The organism is Photobacterium minamisatsumaniensis (genome assembly GCF_050336695.1).
Taxonomy (GTDB): Bacteria; Pseudomonadota; Gammaproteobacteria; order Enterobacterales; family Vibrionaceae; genus Photobacterium; species Photobacterium minamisatsumaniensis.
On the sequence record NZ_JAKJSI010000045.1, the window covers coordinates 13693 to 25781 of the forward strand.

The following is a 12089-nucleotide window of genomic DNA, read 5'->3' on the forward strand; positions in this document are numbered from 1 at the left end:
ACCAGTTAAGAATAGCCAAGACCGGGAGTTAGTCGGCAAAGGGTAAATAAGCGTCTAACGCTATTTCACTACCATCAATGTACAGACGGACTAGAGTCGTCGTTGCAAAGCTATTGTCTGATGACTCATTCAATAGCCACGCATCAATATTCTCGAGCCCAAGCTGACTTGCTTGCTGGAAACTACTGTTATCCAAGAAAAGGTATTCACGATGAACAGTGAGATCATAGCGGTTAGCAAGCTTAAACATCTGATCATCAGTTGTTTGTCTACCTAATACTTGCAGACTAGCCAATACATCAAGTTTTTCATCAGCGACATGTAGTTTGGCAAATACATAATTCTGGCGTCGCAAGCCAGCAAGTATCGAATTGTAATTTGCCAACGATAAGGGGGCTCGATATTCGACCCGCTTAACTTTACCATCAATAAAGTGTGCGCTATATAAGCCGGTGTTGAGGTTAAATAAGCTGGTATCATCGAAGCAATACGCGAGGTTTTCAGCATCATCGTCATGATATAACACCGAGCAATCAAACCCTTCAGCAATGGTACTGACATACTTAATATCATCACCGAATGCGATATCTTGCCGCAAGGCAACCTCTCTCGCCGAAACCGAAGAAAAGCCCAAAATCATTATGAGTAAAGTACCCATTTTGATTCTTTGGATTAACACTGATGAGGATAATTTCAATGACAAAGTAAACACTCCATACAAACAACCACCACAGTATAACGATGCTTTAAGCAAACAAAAAAGCAAATAAGAATTTTGTTGTCTAAAGTAAATAGAGCAAATCAGCACATACCAATAACTCTTTTAATGGACATAAAATGAGTACAATCGAAAAACAAGGATTAGAAAACGAATGGTTACTACTACAAAGTCAATTTGATGGGTATGAAAAGTATTCTCTGCTTATTAAGCTACTGAGTATTACCCTCTTGTGCTCGTTTTATTTATTCAGCGATGTCACCTTCTTTACTGTCACCATTTTACTCATTTTGTGGATGCAGGATGCAATTTGGAAAACCTTTCAATCCAGAATAGAACCAAGACTGCTTGGCCTTGAACAATCAATCAAAAATGACCTCGTTGATGAAAAGTATGAGCCTCCATATCAGTTCAACAGCCAATATTATCAGTCTCGACCAAGCCAATTTGGATTAATAAAAGAATATATTTCGCAATCACTCAGACCAACCATCGCTTTTCCACATATTGTATTATTTACCCTTGCGGTGATAGCGTTGTTTGGCTAAGTCACTAGATCTAATCCTTCAATTGATCTTGAAGATAAAAATGCTATAGCGTTCGTTGTTTCAATGTTGAGGAGATATATAAAAAAAAGCTGCAACTCCGTACTACCAGAAAATTGCAGCAAAGCCTACGGTCAGCAGAGTCGTAGTCAGTAAGTGGGTAGTTATCTCGCTACCCTGTCTTGTGCTTTATGTACAGGTCTTAAGCATTACATTGACCAAACATAGTAAATTTGTGATTTCATTCGAATAATAATCCCGCGTATAACATCCAAGAATTGGAGGAAGCTGATTGGCTTTTCAGCACTTATCCATGCCAACCCCACCGAACCCACCGGTATGTCATAACCATCGTTTTCAACAAGCTTAAGTCGGACGAAATGATGTTTGTTCATCACATTCTGTCCTGTGGTTTGGCGAATACTGTCATCACGCGCCAATAGGCTTCCCTGTGCCTCACCTGTTGCTTCAATAATACCTTCAACTTCAGCATTGAAGATTTTTCCCGGATAGACAGCAGAGGTGAATTCAGCTTGTTGCCCAACTTTTACATTGCGAATAGCCTGATGGTTTACCCGCATCAGTACATACTTTTCATTGGTATACATCTGAATTCGTGGCAACGTACCAATGTATTGCCCTTCACGCATAATATAGTTGGTTAAGTACCCGTCTGATGGCGCATGGATTTTGGTGTTATCGAGATTCCATTGTGCCTGAGCAACATTCTCTCTTTCACTCGCGACATTAACGCGTTTACTCTCAACCGTTAACCCTGCTTTTTCTAAAGCAAGCTTTGCTTTGTTTGACGATAATAACGATTTATCAAGTTGTGACTTCAAAGCAACTTGTTGTGCTTTCGCCACTTCTACCGCAGTACGCTGCTCATCCATTTTAGTTTCTGTAATGGTATGCTTCACCACACGGTTTTGCTCTTCGTAGCGTTTGAGTGTGGTTTGCTTCCATTTCAACTCTTCTTCTGCAGCAACTAATTGATGCTTAGAGATTTCAATATCTTTCAGTGCCGCTTGGTAGCTTTCGGCGCTAATCCGTACTTCTTCTTTAGCAATCGACAACGTCACTGCGGCTGCATCTAAGCTGGCTTGAGCTTTATTGAGTGCAATTTGGTATTGCTCATCTTCAATGGTGTATACCAACTGACCTTTGGTGACTTGTTCATTCGGACGAACAAAAATCTGATCAACATTACCCTTTATTTTTGTTGAGCCCGGCCGCAGCTGCACATGTGGGGATTGCACCACTGAACCGCCAGATAAATCCATCGGTGCAAAGGTGATCAAGCCAACCCATACAAACAATAGCCAACCGCCACCACCAAGGTAGGCAAAACTTTGGGTGTACTTATTCCAAGGCATACCCACTAGGCGCAACAGGTATATGAATAATGCCCAAACAGCTAGACCCTCAAGCATTCTCAACCTCCGCGGCAGCAGTTTCGACAGTAGCCTTAACCGTTTTAGTTTGTGCTACTGATGGTGAAGCCAGATCTTGTACTGGTGCGAGCGGATCACTCTCTCCTTTCCAAATATCACGGATCCGACGCAGTGCTTTTTCGCCATCGACAAATGCAATAATGACAGCAACTACCCAAACCCAATGCCAGATAAACCCTATCCATGTTAAAGCGGTGATTAATCCAATTTGATGGTGATCTTTTGTGTGCGCTTTTTGGATTGGTAACTCATGAATTCGCCAAAAACCGTAAACGACGGCGGCAATTGAACCCAGCAGTACAACAGCAGCTACTACGTGCAAAGCAGTATCTACGCCACTATCAACAAAAGGCATGCTGACAAGACTCATAAAACATTCTCCGGTTCCACACAGTTATCTGCACGGATTTAATACGTTGTTTTTATGCATGCCAGTTTGAAGTGTATATAATAAGAGATCTTTCTTTTGGTTAGATTAGGTCACATTTGGTAAGGAAATGATACAATGTGACCATCTCGTAATCACAACAGCAAAGATTTGCCAATGCCAACGCCGCAATCTCTCTTTGATATATCATTCATTCGCTCTGTGTTTATGCAGCCTGTCGCAAAATCACTGGAAAAGCATTATCAAATACAGCTCCACCACCTCAACATACCCAGCCAGCTGATCTCAGAACAAATGACACTCATCCCGTTTGTTGATGTAAATAAATGGCTTGAAGATATAGAAGAGATGGTTGGCGATGCTGCCTATATGGCAACACTCGCCCCCGATTTATCCTTTAATAATATGGATAAACTCGGCGATTGGCTTCTTTCTACCCCCGAGCTGGCATTGTCATTTCGCCGCATTAATTACGGCACTTCTTGCCTACAGTCAGGGGCATCGTTTCACGGTGAGCTTTCAGGAAAGATAATCAAATGGAGTTATGACAACCACTTTTCACAAGGAAGAGGGCGATTACATGACAGCCTGAGAATGGCGATAATGTTTACCAATACTCTCAGGCATTTTATGGGAGCTAACTATGCACCTAAAAACATTGAGATCAGTGGGCCTCGCTGCGGTAACGGAAGGTTTGAAGACTTTTTTGGTTGTAATATTCAATGGAATGCGCCAAGGACAAATGTCTGGCTAGACATTTCCATACTAGAGCACGGTAATACAGAACCTTTTCAATACAACCGACCTATGATGCTATCGAATCTCGAACTGGATGAGTTTTTAAATATGCCACAACCGCATGATACGGCCAAAGTTGTCTATGAAATGATTAACTACGCAAGGTTCTACGGTTACCCCAATATAGACTTTATTGCAGCGCGCTTTAAGCTTTCAAGGCAACAGTTTCAACGCCGATTACATGACTTTGGCTGGAGTTTTACCTCGGTATCAAGCTACGTACTCTGTAATCAGGCTATAAAATATATGCAAAAAGACATACCAATAAAAACCATAGCCTCACAGCTTGGCTACTCCAACGCTCAAAGCTTTAGCAAAGCTTTTAAACGTCAGCGTGGACAAACGCCCACGCAATATAAAGAGAATTTGTTAGAGCGAAGCCGTACTTAGCGATAACGTTACGCTTTGCGAGTACAGCTTAAAGAAAAAGGTTGCTCTGGCGTTATATGGTGGCGCATATCAAACTCAGCACGATCATTGCCATCAAACTGTGGCTGGAAGAAAATTCGATATCCTAATAAATCGCGACGAGAATCATAATTAAACGGGTCGATATTATAATAATCAACCGTTATATCTCGAGCCAGTTCTATCGGCCTTAATACGAACTCCTCGCCGTTATTGTGATAGCTATAATTCACAGACAAGGTAAATTCCAATACAACTTTATTATTTTCTTTGTTTCTCAGCCACTCTTGAGAAGAGATCGTACCGTTAGTATGAAAGGTATAGCTCGTCCACTCCTGCACACCATTTGGTGTATCCGTACGCTGACAACGCCAAGTACCGCCTTCTAAATCTGGTGTAGCTTGAACACCAAAGGCCGTAACTCCTGCAATTAACATCCCTATTGCTAATATTGGCTTCATCCTATCACCCAAAAAATATATTCCATTACAATAGTTTATAGCAGCTAATACCCACCATTGACATAACAATGTTTAATGCGCATATCAAAAAGGGAGGCATAGCCTCCCTTTACAATAAAACTTTCAGCTATTAGCCAGGATTAAAAACGATAATCTACCGACCACACAACCTGCTGAGAGTAATCAATTTTTGTATTATTCTCGCTGTAGTCTTGATCTAAATAACGGTATGTTAGATCTGTTGACCAGCTGTCATTGATTTCATACATGGCACCAACTTGCCCACCCCAAACGAAATCTGTTGAGCTTTTACCATCAATTTTACTATCAGCAAAACCTGTTGATACACCAGCAAACAAGTTAACGTTCTGATGCACTGGAAGTAAATAATCATAAGAAGCTAAGAACATATTTTGTGATGACTTATCCATGTAGCTATATGTACCCATCACTCGGTGATGGTCATTCAAAATAGCACCACCACGTAATTGGTACGTTGCATCTTCACCGTTTTGAGCACCTTCCCCTTTAATGGTATCTTCTTGATAACCAATACCACCACCAATAAACCATTGAGCATCAGCAGCCAAAACAGGAGAAGCAGCGAAAACAGCTAGTACAATTGTTGATAGCGCAGTAATTTTTTTCATTTATAGCTCCTTAGACTTTCGGTTACGCATACTCTATAAAGCAGTAACCCAAAGAAATATTTATCTAGATTGTTTGCTCGCTATTTACGTTACACCTTTAACCTGTATGGAAACTTAAAATAAAAAACAATGTTTTATAGTCTGAATGGTCGCTGAATATGGATTGTAAAGATTTTAGGGTATGGCATTAAACCCATTGAATACTGGGTAAATAATTCATCTTTATACCCAATATTGATGAATAAACACTGAGACTTTTAGACGACGAAAGCCAGCCCATTAAATCATTTGATAAAAATACGTTCAGTGTTTTAAATAAAACTTACAAAATTAGTTCAGTTGGCGATTTTTATTTATCGGCAAATACAAAAAGAGGGCTAAAAAGCCCTCTTCGTTATTCATTAGCTAAAACGTCATTAGAATTTGTAATCAAGTGACCAAACGACTTGTTGAGTGTAGTCAACTTTATTGGCTAGCTTGTCATAGTCCTGATCAAGCACACGGTATGTCAGATCTGTCGACCAATTATTATCGATGTTGTACTGAGCACCAACCTGGCCACCCCATACAAAATCAGTTGAGTCAGCCTTAAAGCCTGTTGCCTTATTTTTAACCGCATTATCAGCAAAACCTGCAGTCACACCAGCAAACAAATTAATGTTTTGGTGAACAGGGATCAGGTAATCATAAGATGCAAGGAACATATTTTGTGTTAATTCACGCTGACCTAATAAACCATTGATATCGTCGCTGAAATAGCTATAAGTACCTGTCACACGGTGGTGATCGTTAATGATTGCACCAGCACGTAACTGATAAGTCACATCTTCTGCATTGTTTGATGATTTAAAGCCACCAATGTCTTGTTTTACCGAATCGTTCTGGTAACCAATACCACCACCAACAAACCAATCAACATTGTTAGCAAGTGCAGGTGCTGCAGATAAAGTGGCTAGAATAAGAGTTGAAGCTACTGCGTACTTTTTCATAATTATTTTCCTACTTCCTTCGTAATATGCGGCAACTCAGTGCTTGCCGTTTCAATAATGCACACTGTACAGAATAAACCTGAACCCAACCTTAAGAATAGAAAACACTGTTTTATTGTAATTAATTATTAATAGAAGTAGGAAAAAACTTCACAAACTCATGAGATTCCAATATGCGAAGCCTTGCTTGGTGGCAAACCAAAATAACGCTTAAATTCACGGCTAAATTGGGTTGGGCTTTCATAGCCCACTTTCACTGCCGCAACATTTGCCGGCATCCCTTCTTGCGCCATCATGGTTTTGGCGCGATTTAATCGAATTTTTTTAATGTATTGCAACGGTGGATCTGTCACAACTTGCTTAAATGCTCGGTGAAAAGCTGACACACTCATTCCAGCCATTGCAGCTAAATCATCAATCGACAGTTTTTGCTCATAGTTAAGCTGGACGTGATTAATGACCTTAGATACGCGTGCTAACGTTGTATCGTGCTTACTGTACTGCGCGAGTAAGTAGCCCTGCTCGCTTTTCAACAACTGATAATAAAACTCACGCAGGAGCTGTTTCCCTATTACTCTTGCGTCTAATGGGCTATCTAAGCAGCTAAGTAAGCGGCAGATGCACTCTTGAATGGCTGGCGTAATTGGGGTTACAGCCACACCACGTCCATTGTCAAAATCACTTACAATACTGTGGCTTTCTTGGCTCTGAGCATACTGCTCAACCGTATCAACCAACTCTTGAATCACAGTAAGATCAAAATCAATATCCAACCCGATTAATGGCTCTTGCTCTGAAGCAAAAGTCTCACAAGCGATTGGATATGGTGTTGATACTATCAGACAATTTTCAGTGTCATATTCAAACTGATAGTCATTTAGGTGGCCAACCTTATTGCCCTGCAAAATAACCACTACACCTTGTTGGTACATCTGGGGTGTCAGCTTATGGTATTTATTAATTCTAAATAGCCGTACCCCTGATAATTCAGTATCAACAATGCCCGGCTCTGCTGAAAGGCCAAAGTAATGACATAAATCGTTCGCCTTCAGTGCACATTGGTTCATAAAGCATCTCCGTTCAAGGTGTCGCTTCACATTATCGAAGTCGCAGTAGTGATAGATCAAACCATTTCGTGCTAAAAAACAGAATTAGGCAATAAATGAATAAAATTAGGCAAGACCCGACTACGCTTCTACAGCGTAATGTGGCCAACTATGACCAAGAGCACATTATTAGAATCTTCAGCCCTTCGTGTCTCGCTAATACGATTTTAACTACAGTAATTTAGTACTATCAATTGCCTTTGCTCAATAGCAGTTGAACCTTTTATTTTTACCGGTTTCAGCAGCACATCGGTTATGGTATTGTCTTTGTAAGGAAACCGGTTACATTGCCTGCAATATTAGTTCTGCTGGCTAAAATAATTCATAACAAACCAACCGGCCAGCATTCATATAACGAGAAATATACATGGCAACAATAAACGACATTAGTAAAATGGTTGGAGTGTCGAAAGCGACCGTATCTAGAGCCATTAATGGTACAGGTCAAGTTAGTGACAAAACCAAAAAGGCCATTTTTGAAGCTATGGACGAACTTAATTTTCGCCCTAACTCCTTAGCTCAAGCCCTTGCTACCAATAAATCTAATAGCATTGGTCTGGTTTTATCCGATTTTGATGGTAACTACTTCGGCCGCTTGTTAAAACAAGCCTCTCAAACAGCTGAAAAAACAGGGAAGCAACTCATTGTGACGGATGGTCACAATAGTGCTAAACGAGAGAAAGAGGCAATTCAATTCCTCGCCGATCGTAAGTGCGACGTAATCATTTTGTACACGAGAAAAATGTCTGTCGACGACATCATTGAACTTAAACGCTCGATTTCAATCCCAATCGTCAATGTAGGCCGAGATTTGCCTACATCAGCAGGCTATGCCATTGGTTTTGACCACAAACACGCGGCACAAATTGCTATTGAGCATTTAATAGAACTTGGCCATGAAGACATCATTTATATCGGCCCTGAGCCCAAAACGCCAACGACTGAACTTCGACTCCAAGCTTTTGAAGAAACACTTGAACAGCACAAATTCACTGCGCAGGGTCGACACTTCGTTACTTCAGGCTTTACTGTCTATGGTGGTTATGAAGCATGCCAAGAACTCCTTAAGAGCAAAGTTTCATTTAGCGCTATTTTTGCTGCTAGTGATGATATTGCAATCGGTGCGATGAAGGCGCTATCAGAAGCTGGTATAAAGGTACCGGAGCAAGTCTCTATCGTCGGCATCGATAATGAAGAGAAAAGTGCCTTTGTAACGCCTTCGCTAACGACAGTCGAACTACCGATAAAAACCATGACCCTGCACGCAATGCACATCGCGCAGCAACTCGCAGAAGGTGAACCTGTTACTAATGGCTCAAAAACCTTCACAGGTGAGCTCATTTTACGTCATTCAGCTACCGCAAAAAAATAACACGTCCTAAGCTCAAGAGGTCGGCTATGGCCTCTCTGCTTCCTACCTTTACAACTACACACTTCACTGCTCTGCCGCCAATTGCATGCTTTTTGCATAGTTATGCAAATAAAATATGCAGCTAGCCGAGTTCTGTCTAGAATTAAAATGCTAACCCGCAAACATACTCAAAGAGGCTCATATGAAGTGGTTTATTTCTATCTCTATGGCTGCTTTTATTGCTTTACCTGCCATGGCGACAAAAACACAAACTCCAGTACTCAAAGATGTGCAACAAGCTTGTGAATTAAAACGAGTGACACATCAATGCAGTATCGTTAATGAAAGTAAAGTCGAGAAAGGGCTCTGTATCGATGCTAAACGATATGGTTTAATTTGCTCACAAAGGAAAAGTGTCAATCTTTAGTCTTGCTTCTTTTCGTTTCAACCAATAAAAAGAGCAGCTATGGCTGCTCTTTTTACTGTATAAACTAGCCTGTTGCCTTACCACCAAGCTTCCCACATTGCACCCACTGCAAATGTATCTCGGTCAATATCAGCCGTTTTACGAGAGCCTGTATCTGCGTCTACTTTGTTTTCAGCTTCACCAACGGTGGCATAGAAACGTAGCATAGGACGATCTGAAGCACTATTGCCAATACTAATATTCTGCGAAAGAGTTACTTTCCATGCGGAGTTTTCATCAGACTCATCATAATCAACTAATGAATAGCCCGCTTCTAACCAAGTAGAGTGCACATCTGTCCACGCATAGGTTGGACGAACAATTGCAGTATAGTTTGTGCGATTAATTGCTTTATCGTCACCATCATAACTGTGGTAACCAGCAAGATATTCAACTGCAGCTTGGTTATTAATATCAAATACCCCATCAACACTGACATACAAAATAGTTAGGTCATCGGTTTTATTAAATACCGACGTATCGGAGTTATCTGAATAACGAACCATGAAGTTGTGGCCATTATAATCTAAGACTGCGGCTACTTGATAAGCAGTAAGATCTGCATCTTCTCTTTCATCTAAATCTTCTCTGCTTTCTACTTTATCAGAAGAGAAACCGTAGTTCGCATAAAGTGTTAAACCAAGATCTTCCGTTAGGCTAATGCCATGAAGTTTAGTGGTAATCGCATAATTACCGCTATCACCTGTACCTTCACTACCGACGGCACCGACAGCACCCACATCAAGATATACGCCACCAAGGTTCAGGTTATAGAAACCACCCCCCTGACCATCGTGAGACATCCAGAAGTAATCGTTAATCCCTTGCTGTGGACGCTGATGGAAGTCTCGACCCGCCCAAATATAAAGGTCTGGTTGAGAGGCAAACACATTAGATGCACCTGCATAGAACTTTTTCAACGAAACATCGCCATAATCACCGTCGTCTTTCCACCAGTTTTCCAGCATCACCACAACATCCCAATTAGTGCCATTGCTGCCATCAAAACCTTTTGAAAACTGGAACTCGCCGCCATTTGCCTCGTTACCTAATCGGCCAGCAGCACTGTCAGACATCTGCCCATCAGCCCTAACATAATCGTTGCCATTATCAGCATAATGCAGACCATAACGAGCATAGCCCGTAAAAGTTAAATCATTATTTGAATCAGCCTCTTCTGCAAAAATTGACGTGCTTGCCAAAAGTGTAGATATAACTACGGCTAATGGTAATAGTTTCATTATTTTACCCCTAAGAAAATTAAAGATGTAATAAGCTCTCACACGACATTTGTCGTATGACTTTTAATTTGCAATTGAAATAAATTAAGTTCTATTTATATTTATTTTTTCTTAATTTATAGGTACACCTACTCAATAACTATATAGAAAGAAGATGGCTTAATATATTTTAAACAAGGCCCTAACGGGCCTTATTAATTTCATGATTATTTAGTTTGTAATGCTCGATGGATATCAATTAGCTCAGCAATTAGATCTTTTGCTAGCATCGCTGTCATTATATGATCTTGAGCATGAACCATAATAAGGTTCACTGGTACTTTCCCTTCGCCTTCATCTAAGCCAATCAACTGCGTTTGTACATCATGAGCACGCTTTGATGCAGCTGCAGAGCGCTCAAGGCAATCATCGACCTTCGCCCAGTCTCCAGCTTTTGCCGCACGTAACGCATCCATCGCAGATGACTTTGACTCACCAGCATTGATAATAAGTTCCATAACAGTGCCTTCTAGCGCTTCACCCGTTAATAGACTCATGTTCTCTCCCATGCTTTTAAATGCCTTTATTTAGACATCGTAATAAAATGATAAACAGCACCAATAAGACCAGAGTCATTATTAAACTTTGCTGATTCAATCGTCACATAATCTGAAACCAATGTATCTTTTATTGCTCGTTCATGATTAATGATATTCTGAAACTTATCTGTTATCTTTTCTAATATTTCACGGCGTTCGCTTATCGCGCCACCAATAATTATTTTCTCTGGGTTTAAAATGAAAGTCAGGTTATATAAACCGATTGCTACATGCTCATAGAATGATTCAAGAACCCCCTGCGCAATAGCATCGCCCGCTTTGGCAAAGCTGAACACATCTCGTCCAGACACTTCTTCAAGGGTGAGCCCCCCTTTACGGAGTACATATTGACGCCTTAACCCTTCTTTAACCGAAGCGGTAAAGCTCATCGTGGCGGGCAACTCTTGGTTGGTAAACAAATCACGCGTTAACATATAGCCGAATTCACCAGCCATATACCTATGACCTCTGACCAGTTGATTGTTGAAGTATATTGCGCCCCCAACCCCTGATCCTAAAGTGATACAGAGAAAATTCTCTGAATCAATTGCATTTCCTAACCATTTCTCAGCCAGAGCTACACAGTTAACGTCATTCTCTAGCTCAACAGGCATTGCGAGTTTGCTTGTCATGATGTCTTTAAAGTTAATACCATAAAAGTCATCTATCGCGCCGCCTGTTTGCATATAGCCTGTATCAACATTAACGAAACCAGGCAATGAAAAGGCCGCACCTTCAAACTTATAACGGCGGCTGTACTTTTCCTTAATCGCGACAAGGCAATCAATAATAGCCTCACCGTTTAGCTCAGTCTCAACCTTGTCTTTATGCAGAATTTTGCCGTCTTGGTTAAGCACGCCATATTTAATGTTGGTGCCACCAATATCGTAAGCGAGATACAATTGCTCTTGTTTCATCATCATAAACCCAGTACTA

General features: G+C 40.8%; 14 protein-coding genes. 4 read left to right on the forward strand and 10 right to left on the reverse strand.

Annotated features, from left to right (window positions below; all coding sequences use genetic code 11):
• Positions 1–28: 28 nt before the first annotated feature.
• A complete protein-coding gene (locus L4D78_RS22110; RefSeq protein WP_428468928.1) occupies positions 29–658 on the reverse strand; it encodes a hypothetical protein in 630 nt (209 codons plus the stop codon).
• A gap of 179 nt (positions 659–837) precedes the next feature.
• On the opposite strand from L4D78_RS22110, the gene L4D78_RS22115 reads away from it, so the two are divergent.
• A complete protein-coding gene (locus L4D78_RS22115; RefSeq protein ID WP_428468929.1) occupies positions 838–1266 on the forward strand; it encodes a hypothetical protein in 429 nt (142 codons plus the stop codon).
• A 206-nt stretch (positions 1267–1472) separates the two neighbouring features.
• Here L4D78_RS22115 and L4D78_RS22120 read toward each other — a convergent pair whose 3' ends face one another.
• Together L4D78_RS22120 and L4D78_RS22125 are read right to left on the reverse strand one after the other, a co-directional pair.
• A complete protein-coding gene (locus L4D78_RS22120) occupies positions 1473–2696 on the reverse strand; it encodes an HlyD family secretion protein (protein ID WP_428468930.1) in 1224 nt (407 codons plus the stop codon).
• Positions 2689–3087 (reverse strand): MFS transporter, encoded by a 399-nt coding sequence (locus tag L4D78_RS22125; RefSeq protein ID WP_428468931.1) that lies wholly within the window; start codon positions 3085–3087, stop codon positions 2689–2691. The genes L4D78_RS22120 and L4D78_RS22125 overlap by 8 nt, the downstream gene beginning before the upstream one ends.
• 174 nt (positions 3088–3261) lie before the next feature.
• On the opposite strand from L4D78_RS22125, the gene L4D78_RS22130 reads away from it, so the two are divergent.
• Positions 3262–4293: an AraC family transcriptional regulator gene (locus L4D78_RS22130; protein WP_428468932.1), complete on the forward strand. Its 1032-nt coding sequence runs from the start codon at positions 3262–3264 to the stop codon at positions 4291–4293.
• 8 nt (positions 4294–4301) lie between these two features.
• On the opposite strand, the gene L4D78_RS22135 is transcribed toward L4D78_RS22130, so the two are convergent.
• The 4 genes from L4D78_RS22135 to L4D78_RS22150 all read right to left on the reverse strand — a co-directional run bounded on the left by L4D78_RS22135 (position 4302) and on the right by L4D78_RS22150 (position 7478).
• The gene (locus L4D78_RS22135) at positions 4302–4772 is read right to left on the reverse strand and encodes a hypothetical protein (RefSeq protein ID WP_428468933.1); all 471 of its coding nucleotides are present in this window, start codon (positions 4770–4772) and stop codon (positions 4302–4304) included.
• A 140-nt stretch (positions 4773–4912) separates the two neighbouring features.
• Positions 4913–5422: an outer membrane beta-barrel protein gene (locus L4D78_RS22140; RefSeq protein ID WP_428459843.1), complete on the reverse strand. Its 510-nt coding sequence runs from the start codon at positions 5420–5422 to the stop codon at positions 4913–4915.
• 416 nt (positions 5423–5838) lie between these two features.
• On the reverse strand, positions 5839–6411 hold the full coding sequence (locus L4D78_RS22145; protein ID WP_428468934.1) for a porin family protein: 573 nt from the start codon (positions 6409–6411) through the stop codon (positions 5839–5841).
• Between the two features lie 158 nt (positions 6412–6569).
• The gene (locus L4D78_RS22150; protein ID WP_428459841.1) at positions 6570–7478 is read right to left on the reverse strand and encodes an AraC family transcriptional regulator; all 909 of its coding nucleotides are present in this window, start codon (positions 7476–7478) and stop codon (positions 6570–6572) included.
• Positions 7479–7884: 406 nt separating this feature from the next.
• Between L4D78_RS22150 and L4D78_RS22155 the strand changes: the two genes are divergently transcribed.
• Together L4D78_RS22155 and L4D78_RS22160 are read left to right on the forward strand one after the other, a co-directional pair.
• Complete coding sequence (locus L4D78_RS22155; RefSeq protein WP_428459840.1) at positions 7885–8889, forward strand: LacI family DNA-binding transcriptional regulator; 1005 nt, start codon at positions 7885–7887, stop codon at positions 8887–8889.
• Positions 8890–9070: 181 nt separating this feature from the next.
• The gene (locus tag L4D78_RS22160; RefSeq protein ID WP_428468935.1) at positions 9071–9295 is read left to right on the forward strand and encodes a hypothetical protein; all 225 of its coding nucleotides are present in this window, start codon (positions 9071–9073) and stop codon (positions 9293–9295) included.
• A 77-nt stretch (positions 9296–9372) separates the two neighbouring features.
• On the opposite strand, the gene L4D78_RS22165 is transcribed toward L4D78_RS22160, so the two are convergent.
• The 3 genes from L4D78_RS22165 to L4D78_RS22175 form a co-directional block, all read right to left on the reverse strand.
• A complete protein-coding gene (locus L4D78_RS22165) occupies positions 9373–10575 on the reverse strand; it encodes a carbohydrate porin (RefSeq protein WP_428468936.1) in 1203 nt (400 codons plus the stop codon).
• A gap of 206 nt (positions 10576–10781) precedes the next feature.
• Complete coding sequence (locus L4D78_RS22170) at positions 10782–11111, reverse strand: PTS lactose/cellobiose transporter subunit IIA (protein ID WP_428468937.1); 330 nt, start codon at positions 11109–11111, stop codon at positions 10782–10784.
• A gap of 26 nt (positions 11112–11137) precedes the next feature.
• Positions 11138–12076 (reverse strand): ROK family protein, encoded by a 939-nt coding sequence (locus tag L4D78_RS22175; RefSeq protein WP_428468938.1) that lies wholly within the window; start codon positions 12074–12076, stop codon positions 11138–11140.
• Between the last annotated feature and the right edge of the window lie 13 nt (positions 12077–12089).